Annotated in this window: 17 protein-coding genes; 8 read left to right on the forward strand and 9 right to left on the reverse strand. The window is 43.1% G+C overall.

The genetic code is table 11. From position 1 onward, the window contains the following. Positions 1–9 precede the first annotated feature (9 nt). Complete coding sequence (locus DN068_RS18925; RefSeq protein WP_111000511.1) at positions 10–462, forward strand: hypothetical protein; 453 nt, start codon at positions 10–12, stop codon at positions 460–462. A 643-nt stretch (positions 463–1,105) separates the two neighbouring features. On the opposite strand, the gene DN068_RS18930 is transcribed toward DN068_RS18925, so the two are convergent. Further along, positions 1,106–1,336, reverse strand: a complete 231-nt coding sequence (locus tag DN068_RS18930; protein ID WP_207799033.1) for a PspC domain-containing protein — start codon at positions 1,334–1,336, stop codon at positions 1,106–1,108. Between the two features lie 108 nt (positions 1,337–1,444). Between DN068_RS18930 and DN068_RS18935 the strand changes: the two genes are divergently transcribed. The 4 genes from DN068_RS18935 to DN068_RS18950 all read left to right on the forward strand — a co-directional run bounded on the left by DN068_RS18935 (position 1,445) and on the right by DN068_RS18950 (position 4,527). Next, complete coding sequence (locus DN068_RS18935; RefSeq protein ID WP_165836460.1) at positions 1,445–2,092, forward strand: TatD family hydrolase; 648 nt, start codon at positions 1,445–1,447, stop codon at positions 2,090–2,092. Next, entirely contained in the window at positions 2,089–2,835 is a 747-nt protein-coding gene (locus DN068_RS18940) for a tRNA threonylcarbamoyladenosine dehydratase (RefSeq protein WP_207799035.1), read from the forward strand. Before DN068_RS18935 ends, DN068_RS18940 begins: the two co-directional genes overlap by 4 nt. A gap of 198 nt (positions 2,836–3,033) precedes the next feature. After that, positions 3,034–3,375 carry a PadR family transcriptional regulator gene (locus DN068_RS18945; protein ID WP_207799037.1) on the forward strand — a complete coding sequence of 114 codons (342 nt, stop codon included), beginning with the start codon at positions 3,034–3,036 and terminating at the stop codon, positions 3,373–3,375. Then, a complete protein-coding gene (locus DN068_RS18950; RefSeq protein ID WP_111000514.1) occupies positions 3,376–4,527 on the forward strand; it encodes a hypothetical protein in 1,152 nt (383 codons plus the stop codon). Positions 4,528–4,619: 92 nt separating this feature from the next. Here the strand turns inward: DN068_RS18950 and DN068_RS18955 are convergent, their stop codons facing one another. The 6 genes from DN068_RS18955 to DN068_RS18980 form a co-directional block, all read right to left on the reverse strand. Further along, the gene (locus DN068_RS18955) at positions 4,620–5,339 is read right to left on the reverse strand and encodes a hypothetical protein (protein WP_123985410.1); all 720 of its coding nucleotides are present in this window, start codon (positions 5,337–5,339) and stop codon (positions 4,620–4,622) included. 93 nt (positions 5,340–5,432) lie between these two features. Continuing rightward, a complete protein-coding gene (locus tag DN068_RS18960) occupies positions 5,433–5,831 on the reverse strand; it encodes a hypothetical protein (protein ID WP_111000516.1) in 399 nt (132 codons plus the stop codon). Between the two features lie 12 nt (positions 5,832–5,843). Beyond that, positions 5,844–6,263 carry a hypothetical protein gene (locus DN068_RS18965; RefSeq protein WP_111000517.1) on the reverse strand — a complete coding sequence of 140 codons (420 nt, stop codon included), beginning with the start codon at positions 6,261–6,263 and terminating at the stop codon, positions 5,844–5,846. Positions 6,264–6,502: 239 nt separating this feature from the next. Continuing rightward, complete coding sequence (locus tag DN068_RS18970; protein ID WP_111000518.1) at positions 6,503–6,784, reverse strand: hypothetical protein; 282 nt, start codon at positions 6,782–6,784, stop codon at positions 6,503–6,505. A 190-nt stretch (positions 6,785–6,974) separates the two neighbouring features. Next, a complete protein-coding gene (locus DN068_RS18975; RefSeq protein ID WP_111000519.1) occupies positions 6,975–7,712 on the reverse strand; it encodes a DUF4919 domain-containing protein in 738 nt (245 codons plus the stop codon). 229 nt (positions 7,713–7,941) lie between these two features. Beyond that, positions 7,942–10,212 carry an aconitate hydratase gene (locus tag DN068_RS18980; RefSeq protein WP_111000520.1) on the reverse strand — a complete coding sequence of 757 codons (2,271 nt, stop codon included), beginning with the start codon at positions 10,210–10,212 and terminating at the stop codon, positions 7,942–7,944. A 295-nt stretch (positions 10,213–10,507) separates the two neighbouring features. On the opposite strand from DN068_RS18980, the gene DN068_RS18985 reads away from it, so the two are divergent. The 3 genes from DN068_RS18985 to DN068_RS18995 are packed head-to-tail and all read left to right on the forward strand — an operon-like array spanning position 10,508 to position 11,792. Beyond that, positions 10,508–10,810 (forward strand): hypothetical protein, encoded by a 303-nt coding sequence (locus DN068_RS18985; RefSeq protein WP_123985411.1) that lies wholly within the window; start codon positions 10,508–10,510, stop codon positions 10,808–10,810. 21 nt (positions 10,811–10,831) lie between these two features. Then, positions 10,832–11,314 (forward strand): hypothetical protein, encoded by a 483-nt coding sequence (locus DN068_RS18990; RefSeq protein ID WP_111000522.1) that lies wholly within the window; start codon positions 10,832–10,834, stop codon positions 11,312–11,314. 19 nt (positions 11,315–11,333) lie between these two features. Continuing rightward, positions 11,334–11,792: a hypothetical protein gene (locus tag DN068_RS18995; RefSeq protein WP_123985412.1), complete on the forward strand. Its 459-nt coding sequence runs from the start codon at positions 11,334–11,336 to the stop codon at positions 11,790–11,792. Positions 11,793–11,921: 129 nt separating this feature from the next. Here DN068_RS18995 and DN068_RS19000 read toward each other — a convergent pair whose 3' ends face one another. Beyond that, positions 11,922–12,689, reverse strand: coding sequence for a J domain-containing protein (locus DN068_RS19000; protein ID WP_111000524.1), 768 nt, complete (start codon positions 12,687–12,689; stop codon positions 11,922–11,924). 227 nt (positions 12,690–12,916) lie between these two features. Further along, positions 12,917–15,382 carry a T9SS type A sorting domain-containing protein gene (locus DN068_RS19010; RefSeq protein WP_111000526.1) on the reverse strand — a complete coding sequence of 822 codons (2,466 nt, stop codon included), beginning with the start codon at positions 15,380–15,382 and terminating at the stop codon, positions 12,917–12,919. Between the last annotated feature and the right edge of the window lie 28 nt (positions 15,383–15,410).

Genomic DNA, 15,410 nt, shown 5'->3' on the forward strand with positions numbered 1-15,410 from the left:
ACTGCCACTATGAAACATCTGATCTTTAGTTTGCTGATTGCTTTATTGCCTGCGATAGCCGGAGCTCAGAAAGTAGAACTGGTTTCACTGAAGAATTATTTTGTGAAGAATACGGTGAAACTTTCGAAAGGCTACAATTGCAATGTGATCAGTAAAAAATCAACGTTCGACAAGAATTTCGGGGCGGCCAAAACCGCTACCAACACGATTGTCACGCCAGATTTCAAAGATCATTGGGTAGTATCTGTCGCACTGCCGGCCACAAACATTACGACTGACCTGCACATTGAAAAAGCGGAAATTTCAGGTTCCAACTTAAATGTACGGCTGGTCAAACAAACAGGCACGCAACAGACCTATTCCACCACTCCACTGGCATTGGCGATGCTGAGTAGAAACGCAAACATCAAGTATGTCTGTTTTTACGATGGCTCGAAAATGATAAAGAAGATTAAAGTCTAAATGCAAACCAGGAAATGCTCTTCGAAAGAAGGGCATTTTTCTTTTGGCTACAATCGCCAGTTATACCAATTGGACTTCAAAAACAGGATTAAAAATTTTCCGCTGAATCAATTTTAAAGAAGTGCCTTCTGTCACTTTTGCCTTGAAGCAAAAGTAACCAAAAGTTCAAGGCTTAAGGAAACTACGGCTAATCCCTACACTTCGTTCAGGACGACGAAGGCATTTCGCTGTTGCGAGGAAGAATGACGTGGCAATCTAAAGCTTACTATGCTGCTTTATACCACTTCCTGGCCAATCTATATTGATCTGTGTTGCTCCGTTCACCATCATAATTGCGGACGCTGTATGCATTTCATTTTTTAACGCCTGCGTTTCCTTAGACCGGTGGTGTTCCGTAAATCCATCTTTACACAATTAATCGTGCCATTTTCTGGTAGTCAATTGGTATTAGAAACTAACAGATTTTTATAGACACGAGAGCGCTGTGCTAACTCCCGCACCAGATTTAATAATTAATGGCTGCACTGAAGACGAAATGTGCGACGCAAGGGAGTTTAACCGGAGTAAAAACAGCTGGTGGCAAAATAATTTGCAACACCAATGTGCGCAATTCATAACTCATCAACCATAACTTATAACTAAATTAAAGCCAGCGAAGCGGATTACGGCGGTGCATGAGCACATAGTTCTTAATGTTCATCCAGAATGCGAGAATCATATAAAGCACAACGGGCGAACCGAGTGTAAGAAAAGAAATGTAAATGAACCACAGACGGATCTTGGAGCTCGCGATACCGAGCTTTTCGCCTATCGCAGTGCATACGCCAAAAGCTTTCCATTCAATAAAGTTCTTGATGTCGTACAGTGGTTTCATACAGTTTATTAGTAATAATTGTTTTGTAAAAATACATAATACCGAAAAAAAGAAGTTCCGTTTCGGGAATTTCTCGTTTATTTAACAACGTATCAAATATTTATTTTCTTGTCTCGATATATAAATATTCATTCGCACCATACGTTTCCCGGCGATAACCTGTCGATTTTTTGCCTGTATGATCAATTTGAACGGGCAGAAAGCGGCCTTACTTGCAGCGTTGGACTTCATCCCTGGTATTTGGATCATGCGGAAGCCGATTGCGAAGCTATCCGAAAATACATGTCGCTGCCAAACGTATTGGCAATTGGCGAATGCGGTCTGGACAAACTGGCTAAAACGGATTGGGATTGGCAAATGAAATGGTTGATTTGGCAAATTGATCTGGCAAATTCCATTAATAAACCACTGATAATCCATTGCGTAAAAGCATTTGAAGATCTGCTGGCCGTTTTTAAAATGCATCCGCCGAAAGTGCCGGTCATCATTCATGGATTTAATAAAAAACCAGAACTTGCACAGCAACTGGTACAGCACAGACTTTATATATCCTTCGGAAAAGCTTTATTTCAATCGCATCCCGGACCACTGGAAGCCTTGGAACATATTCCGGCCGATCATTTCTTCCTCGAAACAGACGATGCCGCCATGCCTATTGCTGATGTATATGCAAAAGCAGCAAAAATTCGGAAAACTGGCGAAGATGAAATTATTTTGCAGCTTCAAAAAAATTTTCAAAACGTTTTTGCAAGATGATGACGGATACTGCATGGTTGTCCCGCACAGAGCTGCTGATTGGCAGAGAGAAACTGGAACGATTGATGAATGCGCATGTGCTGGTCGTAGGCATGGGAGGCGTTGGTTCTTTTGCGGCTGAATTTATCTGCCGTTCGGGAATTGGCGAAATGACCATTATTGACGGCGATGTGGTGGACCCGAGCAATCGTAACCGTCAACTGCCTGCATTAGCGACCACACACGGACAATCGAAAGCCGAACTGATGGCAGAACGCCTCCTGGCAATCAATCCGGAATTGAAACTGCACGTGATTAAGGAATTTATTCGCCCTGAACGCGTGGAGGAAATTCTCGATGAAAGTAAATTTGATTACGTCGTTGATGCAATCGACAGCGTTACACCGAAACTCAATTTTCTAAAAGCGTGTTATAGTCGCGGTGTGCGACTGGTAAGCTCTATGGGCGCGGGAGCCAAACTGGACCCAACGCAATTGCAGGTGACTGATATTTCTAAAACCTACAATTGCCCATTTGCACAACATATCCGCAAAAAGCTGAAAGAAGCTGGTATTCGCAAAGGCATTAAAGTTGCTTTCTCTCCGGAAGAACCGATTAAGGAATCGTTGATGATGACAGACGGTTCTAATTTCAAGAAATCAGCTTACGGCACCATTTCTTATTTGCCGGCAACATTTGGCGCTACAGTGGCTTCGGTGGTGATTCGTGATTTGATGGAACCAATTCCAACCCCCATCCCCTAAAGGGAGTCTCAAAGCGAAGCATAAAAAGCACGGAAAATAATTTTACAGGTCGCTTCGGCGGCCTTTTTTCATGCCTAATCTTTAAAATTGTCAATGCGATCAGACACCCGATCAGTGGATGCGGCACCTATTTTTTTAATTTTTTTGCAAATACATCAGATTCTTATGTATCTTTATCTTAGGTAACGATCCAATATCATGATCTATTCTTCAGAATTAATAAAAGGCACGCTGAAAACGATTGTACTGAAGCTGCTTGCTGACAACAATAAAATGTATGGCTACGAGATTACACAACGGGTAAAAGAGTTGACCTCGGAGAAAATACAGATAACCGAAGGTGCGTTATATCCAACACTCCATGCGCTGGAAAACGAAGGATTGCTCACTACCGAAATTGAATACATCGGAAAGCGCGTGCGGAAATATTATCGACTGAGTCCTTCAGGAAAAACAAAATCGCAGGAGAAACTGAGTGAATTTTCAGACTTTATACAAACGATGATTTTTTTGTTAGATATAAAAACAAAAACGGCCTAAATGTATTTTCTCAGTGACCAACAGATAGATTATATTCTTGACGACATCAGTGCACGTGGCGTTAAGATGGAGGGTCTGCAACAAGACCTCCTCGATCATGTTTGTTGCATCATAGAGCAAAACCTCGAAGCAAACGGAGACTTCGAACAATTCTATCAGACGGCGATTCAGAAGTTTTACAAAACAGAGCTGTCAGAAATAGAAAGGGAAACCATTCTCCTGCTCACATTCAAAAACTATTATGCAATGAGAAAAACCATGTTTATTACGGGAGCCATATCTGCGGTAGCATTTATCCTGGGCTCGGTTTTAAAAATAATGCATTCACCCGGTGCTGGCTTACTGCTATTACTTGGCTTCATTACAATCAGCTTTCTTTTTTTACCTCTGTTGTTTATTATCAAATCCAGAGAGACCACCAACAGCCGCGACAAGCTGATACTGGCCACGGGTACAGTTTCCGCAATAATGTACTGTCTTTCGATGTTGTTTTTGGTGAATCATTGGCCGGGCGCACATAATATATGGATGGCTACGCTCAGCATTACAGCATTTGTGTTTTTACCAAGCTATTTTTTTACAGGCATCCGCAAAGAGGAAACCAGGGTGAACACAATGGTATCATCTGTACTGATAGTGGCAGTTATTGGCATACAATTCACCTTAACAACTATTGGAAAACCGTCTTCCGATAAGTTAGATGCTTATCTCCAAAACGAACTACTGCTTCAAAAACTGCAGCAACCAAACCCGGCGAAAGAGACCACAGAGAACAGTATGCTTGCCAAACGCATCCAGTCAACCTGCCAGCAGTTGAAGGATTTGATCATACAAACAGAAACTGGTCAGACCTATATTTTTGATGTAGTGAATGATAAGCAGAAACGCAACCTTGATAATGGTCTCGGCGACAGTTTTTATAAAGACGATGGTAAAGGGTTTCAATTACTGACGACGCTGAAAAATGAAATTACATCATACAATAATGCGGTTGCAAGTCCGCAAAACAAAATTCCGGTAACGCATTCGGTTGTGGGCGCCGATCTCAACAAGTTGCAGCAGTACAATAATCTGGCTGTATTAAACAATCTCACTCAGATTCAGTTGTATCTCGTCGGCGAGCAACATGACGGTATGCTTAGCATGAATTAAGTCTAGAAAGCTTTATTAACCAAATGAGCGGGTCATTCTTGATCTGCTTTTTTTGTGAGCGACTGCCATCAATCTGCGATTCATAAAACAGACTAATTTTCGTTGGCAATCCATCGCGCCAGAAAATCATCGTCAGCACTAATCTTACCAACCACTTTGTATTTGGAATTGCTGAGCACTTTTGATTCCGTAACTTTTTCTTTCAACACCATTTGTGGAAAACGTCCGCTGGAATGAATAAACCAATTGCCATCGGATGAAACGTTTATAAATCCGGTGTGCGTATCCAGCCCGACAATGTAGACACCATTACCCAATTGCGTGAGCTGCGCGTTGAACGAATCCAGATCGTAATGTTCGGGAAAATGGAAAATATATTTAGGATTAATGAGTGCTTTGATCATCGCTTCAGACGCACATTGCGCCAATTTCACACGATCTATCGGAACACCTATATCGCGCAGAACAGTAGTCACAAAATAACCACAGGCAACGCTTCCTTCATTGGGCATTTGTGTCATGCCGTTAAAACTCCACGGTGTACCATACCAGTAGGGAATAATCCGGTTGTTGATCGCCGCGATAAAAGCATTACGTTGACTATCACCCGGTGCATTTTCATTACATAGTTTTGTACGAATGACGCGAACGGTATCTAGTTGCAAATGATAATTCCGGTTGTCCAGTAATGTCTGACCTGTATAATATTTCACGTACCATTTCCGGAAAAGATTTGTCTCATGGGCATAAAAAGCGAAAGCTGCTGCCAGCATGATTATAGTGGCTAAAATGATGACGATTTTCCGTTTCATCGGTCAGCTAAAAATTGGACTGAATGTACTAATCTTTCCAACAAAAAGGAAAGCAGGCCTTCCGACCCGCTTTCCTCTCTTTTAAAATTGCATTTATTCTCCGGAGTTCTTCGTTTGATCCTTTTGATCCTCGTTGCTTTTATCATCTTCTTCTTTCAGACCCGGATAGTCTTCTTGTGCATTCGATTCTTTTTCGTTTTTATGTGCCCCTTGTCCATGCGGTACATCATCTTTTTCTTCGCTTAATTTCCCAGCTTCGTTTTTATAATCAGAACCTTCATTTTTTTGACTGCCTTGCCTGTATGATTCCGGTCCTAAATCAGAGCTTCCTTGTCCATAATCAGAGCCACCCTGCGTGGTAGAACCTTCTTTGAATGAAGCCTTACCCTGTTTGCCTGTCTCTGCGGCCTTATTCGTTTCCTGGTAATCTTTGTTCTCTTCTTTGAATTGCTCTGTACCAGACTCGTGTTTCTTTTTGTCTTCTGCTTTCATAGTGATTGCGTTTTATGGATTTCCTAAAGTGTCTTCATCTTTCTCTTTCTCATTTTCTTCATCTGTATCGTCTTCGTCCTTGTGTTTATGATCGCGCACAAAATCGTTTTCGCCTTCTGTGTTGATCGTAGTACCTGTGGCATCCTGACCAGAACTATATCCTGTTCCTACTGAGCCGGAACCGCCTGGAGCGGTGGCCCCTTCGTAAGAAATGTTGGTGCCTGTATTCCCCAGATTACTACTGGCATGACGCGAGTGCACTGCGTCGGTTGCACCGGTGATGATGGAATCTATACTGGCCGCTGAAGAGTGTTTTTTAGGATGCTCTTTATCAGCTTGTTCCTTATTTTCAGGAGTCTTATTTTCCGGATTAGCAGACTCCTGATCTTTTTTATTTTCTTCCTCTTGAGGATTTTTTTGTTTGTTTTCCATGGTAGCTACTTTGACTTATTAGTAAAAAAGTGATGCCAAGAGAATCTCCGATGGCTGATATCCGATGTCTTATTTTGTCAGTTGTGAGTGGTCAGTTGTGAGTATCTCACATTAACGCTGATTGCTTGCAAAATGACTTAGACGCAAACATTTCTACTTTAATCAATGAAGTATTGGAAATAAAAAACGCTGCTTTAAAAGCAGCGTTTGTAAAACATATTCGTCAGTTGATTTTCAAATTAAGCTAAAGGACTGCCACCACCACTGGTACCATGACCGCCATCACCGGTCAAACCACCAGCACTTCCTGCGTGGCCGCCTTCATCACCCATTCGGTCAGCTAATTTTCCATTTCCTACATGACCACCTTTAGCGTGTCCGCGGAATTTGCCCATCCATGCGAATCCACCAATACTGCCGCCGTTTGTCTTTGATTTATGCGTGCTCTTGTAAACTGCAGCGCCCGCAACGCCTACTGCCAGGACTAACAGTCCGATGCTTGCTTTCTTAGATAATTTCATAACACGTGATTTTTGGAATAAAAGGATGCCTGCAATTTAAGCAGGAAAAAAACGCATTATTTTATTTTAACACACATTTTGCGTTCGTATAAATAAACGCTATCGTCCTTCTTTACACAAAATCTGCATCTTTATTATGAGAAACAATTATGTAGCAACTATTGTTTGAAAAAGCCTTTATCAGTGGTTTCTATTTTTTCTTTTTCTTCGAACCCGCGGGCAATGTCGGCCCGGCTTCTTTGAACATTTCGTCCATTTTCGCCATGGACCGATATACGTTAAAATATAGTTCCTTGATACCGTATTTATTCTCTTTGATCGCAATCAAATCGTAATGATCATTTACCAAAGACTGCCCATCACTTTTAAGTTTCAACATACCCATCAAGTCATATTCATCCCGGACATTGATTACATGAAATGCTGTTTGAAGCGATTTACCGTCGCCGGAATTTAGAATTGCATCTGAGACAATTTTTATTTTAGCCTGGTTAAGATCTGCGCGATCCACTGAATCCATTTGTTCATAAGCGTATGCCTGATATTTGAGCATCCGCATATTGAGCGGATCAGCTTGCAGACTTGAATCCGCATAAAGGACCAGCTTTTGCCAATCGCTTCTCTTCTGCGTATCCTTGTTGAAGATCGCCCGCACCGAATCATAATAAATATCAATCGGCGATGTGCTGTATTGGTCTGTGTAGGAATAACCGTAGTAAAAATACATCCTGTCTTCTTTGCTCATAGAGGCATCAGATTTGAGATAGCGCTGCATCAATTTAGGGAAATAATATGCCGACTTAGGATCTTTGGTTTCTTTTTCAATTTTGGCATAATCTACTTCGGTTATCTCCTGTGCAGCAACCATTTTACTACAAACGGTCAAGAGCAGCAATAAAAGCGACATTATGGGCTTTTGGTATTTCATAAAAAGTCTTTGGATGGTTACAATTTATGAGAAATTCTTCCTTTTCAAAACGCAGTATCGTAAGATTTTATTTTGCTGCCGTGGTTAGTCAAAAGTTTCCCGCAAAGATGCATAAGAAGCAAAGACGAAAAACAAGACAGTTTATTATCCTTTTTTCAAGGGATGGGGGCAAAGAAAAACGCCACTCATTCGAGTGGCGTTTCCTTATTTATTTCGCGATCAGATTTTCTTACGCTTGTGCTGCGAATTCTGCACGGATTACGTTCAGTGCGCCACCCGCTTTAAACCATTCGATCTGTTGATCGTTGTAAGTGTGGTTCAGAACGATGTTCTCAGTGGTTTCGTCTTTGTGACGGAGTACCATTGTAACCTGACTGCCCGGAGCCAATGTTGTGAGACCTTGCAGATCGATCACATCATCTTCCTGGATTTTGTCGTAATCAGCTTTATCGTTGAAAGTCAGCGCCAGCATACCTTGTTTTTTCAGGTTGGTTTCGTGGATACGAGCGAAGCTTTTTACAACGATCGCACGAACACCGAGGTGGCGTGGTTCCATTGCTGCGTGCTCACGGGAGCTACCTTCACCGTAGTTTTCGTCGCCTACTACTACGCTGCCGATACCATGTGCTTTGTAGTCACGTTGTACTGCAGGCACTTCACCGTATTCACCAGTCAGCTGGTTTTTCACTTTATTAGACTCCATGTTGAAGGCGTTAATTGCGCCGATCAGCATGTTGTTAGAGATATTGTCGAGGTGACCACGGAATTTCAACCATGGACCTGCCATAGAGATGTGGTCAGTTGTACATTTACCGAACGCTTTGATCAGCAGACGCAAATGGCTCAGGTCAGTACCTTCCCATGCAGTGAATGGAGACAACAGTTGCAGACGGTTGCTATCCGGGTTCACCATAACTTCTACTTTGCTACCGTCTTCAGCAGGCGCCTGGAATCCAGGATCGTCTACATCAAAACCTTTCGGAGGCAGTTCGAAACCTTGTGGCTCAGCCAGTTTCACTGATTCACCTTTTTCGTTTACCAGTGTATCTTTCAGTGGGTTGAAAGACAGACGGCCAGCGATTGCGTAAGCAGTAGTGATTTCAGGAGAAGCTACGAAAGCGTGTGTACCGCTATAGCTATCGTTACGTTTTGCAAAGTTGCGGTTGAACGAAGTAACGATCGTGTTTTTACGGTTTGGATCATCAATATGACGAGCCCATTGACCGATACAAGGACCGCAGGCATTTGCCAGTACTACGCCGCCCATTTTGTCGAAAGTATCGAGCATACCGTCGCGTTCGATGGTGAAACGCACCATTTCAGAACCCGGAGTGATGGTATATTCGCTTTTTGCTTTCAGACCTTTTTCCATTGCGTCGTTTGCGATAAACGCAGCACGGGAAATATCTTCATAAGAAGAGTTGGTACAAGAGCCGATCAGGGCAACTTCTACCGCGTCAGGCCAGCCATGCTGTTTTACAGCTTCAGCCATTTGGCTGATTGGAGTAGCCAGATCCGGAGTGAATGGACCATTTACATATGGTTCCAGTTCGTCCAGGTTGATTTCGATCAGTTGATCGTAATATTTTTCCGGGCTTGAGTAAACTTCTTCATCCGGACGGAGGTATTCGCGAATACCATCAGCCATGTCAGCGATTTCTTTACGGTTGGTTGCACGGAGGTAACCGCCCATTTTATCATCGTAAGCAAACAGAGAACAAGTTGCGCCGATTTCAGCACCCATGTTACAGATAGTACCTTTACCAGTACAGCTCAGACTGTCAGCACCTTCGCCGAAGTATTCAACGATTGCACCGGTACCGCCTTTTACAGTCAGGATACCAGCAACTTTCAGGATAATATCTTTTGCAGAAGTCCAGCCGCTCATTTTACCAGTCAGCTTCACACCGATCAGTTTCGGCATTTTCAGCTCCCATGGCAGACCAGCCATTACGTCTACTGCATCAGCACCACCTACACCGATTGCGATCATACCCAGACCACCGGCGTTTGGTGTGTGGCTATCCGTACCAATCATCATACCGCCAGGGAACGCGTAGTTTTCGAGTACTACCTGGTGAATGATACCAGCGCCTGGTTTCCAGAAACCGATGCCGTATTTGTTAGAGATAGAAGCGAGGAAGTCGTACACTTCTTTGTTCACTTCGTTGGCAGTTGCCAGATCTTGATTCGCGCCAGTTTTCGCCTGAATCAGGTGGTCACAGTGTACTGTGCTCGGCACAGCTACTTGCGCACGTCCACAAGTCATGAACTGCAGCAACGCCATCTGGGCAGTCGCATCCTGCATCGCTACGCGGTCAGGTGAGAAGTTCACATAATCCTTACCACGCTCGTAAGCATGTTGCGGAGTTTCGAATGAGTGTGCATATAAGATTTTTTCCGCCTGAGTGAGGGGGCGACCCAGCAATTTACGCGCAGCAGCTACCTTTTCTGGTAATGCGGCGTAAACCTTCTGAATTAGATCGAGATCAAACGCCATTGCAAGAAGATTTTATGAAATGTTATAAATTGTCCTAAAAACTTTGCGAAATTATTCAAAATCGTACAGAAAGTGAAATAAACGCTTCCTAACCTTCTATTATTAACATCCATTTCCCGCTTTTCTGGCCTTATTCGGGATGTTTTGCTATTTTTCCGGAAATTATCCGAAGATGAAGCGTCTGTTTCTCCTGTTATTTTGTTTTTCTTTCATTAGTCTGCATACGTTCGCCCAGGGCTTTACTGACCCCTGCTTTCCGGTCGTGCCAACAAAAGACAATAAATCTTTTGACTATATGATTGATTGCAAGGATGCACAGATGATCCGGAAATATGATGCTACGTTCAAAAAGAACAATTATAAACTCAAACCAGAAGTGGTTGAAGGTATCCTAGAACAGTCGCTCGAAAAATTTGATGCGGCACTGGCCAAGGATGTAACATTCAGCACAAGCGATAACCAGGTTTTGATTGAGGTGACGAAAGGTAGCCGTGAAAAGTTTTTCCAGTTTAGTTGCAATATGTTTTCCAGCACCAAAAAGCTCGACGATTATCTGCAAAAAGTAGATCGTTCGCAGATTGATGCCGGCGATGAATAATTTATCAAAATATTTTCGGCCATGAGAAACATTTACGCAGTTTTCCTGATTGGCGCGCTTATTTCAGGAAGCATCACAGCCACCGCACAAAATGGCGACACACCACTGAAACACAGCCTCACTGGCCTACCCGATGACCAGGTAACGCGACAACGTGCCAACAATCCGTTTCCTTTTATAACGGACAAAATCGATGCGAAATATGATCTTTATCTGGACCTGACGGACACTTTGGTGATCCATAAATACGGCCCGATATTTAAGCGGAACAAGCTGGCATTTACCGGCGACACCTGGGATGAAATTATTGTGCAGATGATGAACAATCAGGATCCGAACCTGGCGAAGTCTATGGTGACAATGCCTGCGGACGATGGTTTATTTATTGGCGGCGGAAAAAGAAACAGCGAGAATATTCTCAAACAATTGTTGCCAATCCTCAATAACCCTTCAAAACTCGAAGACTTTTTAGCGCATATTGACCGGTCGAAATTGCCGGAGTAATCTTTCTATTTTATTTGTCGTGAAGCTATTTTTACCAACATTATTCTTCGTCTTTTTTTGCTTTTATGGAAATGCCCAAATTGCGGTGCAGCCTGCTTCAACGGGCAGTGCTACGACAACGCATATTGAGAAGATATTTCCTTTTTCTATTGATACTTCTGATAAAGAATATGCAGTCTCCATACATATTGAAGATGTAACGGTGAGCAGTAAATACGGATCGTTGTTTAAGAAGTACAAACTGAATTACGATATCGAAACCTGGCAGGAGGTAATGACGCAGATGATCCGTAAGTGGCTGCCATATATGGAATCGACCGTGAGCTTTTTTGATGATAATAAGATTCTCTACATTCAGCCAGGTAATAAGATTTACGAAGGCAGCATGACGGAAACGCTCCATCCTATATTTTATGATATGGCAACACTGGATGAGTTCTTTAAAAATCTGGACCGGACTAATCTGGACACCCCTTAGCCCCTGAAAAGGAATCCCTGCGCGAGTATGTCCTTAACCTCGAATTTAAATTTTCTCGCGGCAGCACTACGGCGTTTCAAATAAATCATATTACTGGCAACTCAAACAAACAGGGGTAGCTGTCCACTGTTAATTGTCAATTTTTGAGATTATCTCCGTCATTACCGGAGGTTCTGCTGCGGTATGCGCACAGGCGACCAGCGTGCAATGGATGGTTGCTCTGTTGCCCTCAAATTTTGCCATTTTGAATTTATTGGATACATCCTGCACCTGCACTGCATAAATCGTTTGCCAATATTGATCACTGCCGACAGTCGTATCCAGGAATTCTACTGGCTTGTTCAATTGTAAACGGTAAAGGTGTTTCTCTTTATCAACTACAGAAAGCGTACCAGTAAGTTCACAATCCTGTTTTGCGAAAACATGCGTTTGCAAATCAGCAAGCATTTGGCGAAGCTCGCCACTATTGGCTTTACTCGCTAAATCCCCCTGAACAAAAGAAACATTTGAAAACTGATTAGTTTGTTGCATCTGAGACACCATCCGAAACAATGCAATGATGCCCATAAATACAAGATATAGCGGAAAACGAACGCTTCGGTGTTTCCTTGGAGGCACTGGCGCCGGCCGGCTCGGACGGTAACCGGTTTCCTCTTCCACATTAAATGGGTTCTGACGAAATGCATTGAAACGATCGTCATAAACGGCTTTCCTGTATGGATCACTCAACACTTCGTAAGCCGATTGAATCTCTTTAAATTTCTCTTCAAAATATTTTTCACCGCCGTTCATATCAGGGTGATATTTTTTCGAAAGTCGTCTGTATGCGGATTTAATCTCTTCCGGTGAAGCAGTTCGTGAAATCTCTAATATTTGATAATGGTTCCGGAATGACATCGAGGGCCTTTGTGCTCCAAAAATACATTTGTTAGTTGAATGTGGAATAATCATTGCGTGCAGTCACCCTTCTGCTATTTATCAGCAATCTGGATTCTGTTGCTGCAATGTGCGACGCAACTCAGGCCTGACCGGAGCGGTGCCGCCGGTGGCAAAGGATTTAATAAAATGGCCCTCAGTGATAGACACCAGGGCCACTTTACAAATAAGGATTGGCTAGCGGTGCGCTAGTTTTTCGTCACTGGAATTGTTTTCACGGTTATTCCTTCTTTGTTGGCAAGCCGCAACCAATAAAGGCCTGCGGGCAACATGCTCAAATCTATCTGAAGTCCATTTTCTCCTTTCAGCAATATTTTCCCTTCGCTGTTGAAAACGCTTATTATTAGTGGGGCTTTCGCCTGCAACTGAATGATTCCGCTGGTTGGATTTGGATAAACTGCTATTGCGTCTGCGCCGGATATTTCTTCAACGCCTGTAGTATTTATTGTTGTCTTCGCAGAAGTGCCTGTGCAACCGTTTGCATTGGTGACGGTCACTGAATAAGTTCCTTTCTGCGGCGGCGTATAAGTACTGTCTGTTGCACCGGAAATAGCATTGCCACTTAGTTTCCATTGATAACTGCTGTAATGCTGATCTACGCTGAAAGTGCCATTGTTATAACTAATCACAGGAACAGGCAACGGCATTACTACTACATTTACGGAAGCGGAAGTATCAATACAATTCGGCCCTGCGGCGACAATCAGCTCATACACACCAGCAAGATGTGTCATATAGTTTGCATTGGTGGCTCCTGAAATTTTGCTGCCATTTTTCCGCCATTGATACGTGTAACCTGGATTGACATTTCCCTTTAATAAAATGCTATCACCCTGACAAAACGTAAAAGAATCACGGGAGCCGGTAATAATTAGCTGTGGCAAATTGCAAGGCACAAAGTAAGCACTCGTAACCCAGGCAGAGTTCAAACCAGCGCTGCAATTCGCGCGCACGTGCAGATAATAAACAGCTCCGCGTGTCAGGTTATTCACCAGCGTAAAAGTATCGGTAGTATTAGTTCCTGATGCCGGCGCATATAAATTCTGATCGATGGAGTATTCATATCCGGAAGCGGCTGTCGCGTTCCAGAATGCAATGGAATCGGTCAGGGTAACATTTGCAGGCGCATTGCAAAAAGGAATCGTCCCAAACTCATATGCTCCGGCGTCAGGCGCAGCAGAACTTCTTGCGTTACCGGCAATATCTGTAGTGAGACCTAAAGGCTGACCGATATTATCAATCGAAAGGCTCGTCGGCAAAAGGTATCCGACGGCTGCATTTGAATATTGCGGATCAAAAGATACGGAATGTACATCTTTAGAAAGGGCCGTTTGCCAGTCGTTCAAAGTCACATAAACAGACGAACCCGCATAACCTACGCCATTCGTGGCAGACTGCGCAGCGCCATAATACAGATCATTGTTATCAGACACAAATGAGTTCATTTGCACGGCTGACATTGTTCCAAAATCGATACACGTCTTTGCAGATGCACCACCTCGTGAAACGGTGATAATATTATCGATGAAACGCACACTCTGTGCGCCATCGAAATGCGCACCTTTTGTGAATGTACTGGCAGCGGCGGTGCTGGCAGCATGATCAAGCGAGATAGTGTTGTGATAATAGAATGTAAACTCTGAGGCTGTGTGATAAATTCCCGCGACTGAACCATTGCCACGCAAATCATAGACCAGATTATTGCTGATTTCATTTTCATTACCCAGTGTTGCTTTGCAACTGCTCAGACTGATGCCGTAAATCTTACCAACACCCGCAGCTATACTGATCAGCAAATTGTGTATAATATTTTTAGAAACCTTGCTGCTGCGATTATAAGCGCCAAGCTGAATAGCAGCGAAATTATTTGTCACGTTTGCGGTGCGATCCGGCCTGGTAATATTATTTGCCTCTACAAGCAAATTTTCTGAACCAACGCTATATACGCCGTAAGCGGAATTATTCAGCAAATAATTGCCAATAATCTGATTGTTTTTATTGGTTGCCGTTGCAGTACCGACAGTTGTAATTGAATAGCCGCCACCATTTACCGTATCATCCATGATAAGGTTTCCATTACATGTAGAGCCTGTCATCGCTGTAGTTGCAGATGCACCCGTTGTATTAATTGTGATACCTGCGAATGCTGTCGTGGTAGATAAGCCCAGGTTGATGCTACATTGACTGATTACGTTTGAATCAGCACGATTGGAGAGTTGAATCCCAATGCCGGCTTTTACGGCAGTGGAACCAATTGCATTAATAACTAAATGTTCCAGTACAATATGGTCTGCACCATTCAGTTTGATTGTTGCATGTTCAGCCGTATCAGTGGTGCCATAGCTAATGGTTTCGCCATTGCCGCTAAAAGTAACTGTGTTTGTCGCAGACGCGTTGTTTACCGGATTAATTACAACTCGTTCGTTATAGGGACCAGATCCTTGTGTTACGGTAAATAAAACCGGACCGGAAACGCCGCAAAGATTAAGTGCCGCAACTGCATCTGAAAACGAATTAAAATTGCCGCCGGACGTGGGTTGCAGTTTGTTGATTGTGTAATTGCCGTTAAGTGGGCCATTGCAAATCTGGGCTTTTGAAAAAACAAAAAATAGTACACAAAGAATAGTCAAAGTAGGTCTTAGCTTTCGATACATTAGAATGATTTTTTGCTAAGCAGTCTCA

Source organism: Taibaiella soli (assembly GCF_003236175.1).
Classification (GTDB): domain Bacteria; phylum Bacteroidota; class Bacteroidia; order Chitinophagales; family Chitinophagaceae; genus QKTW01.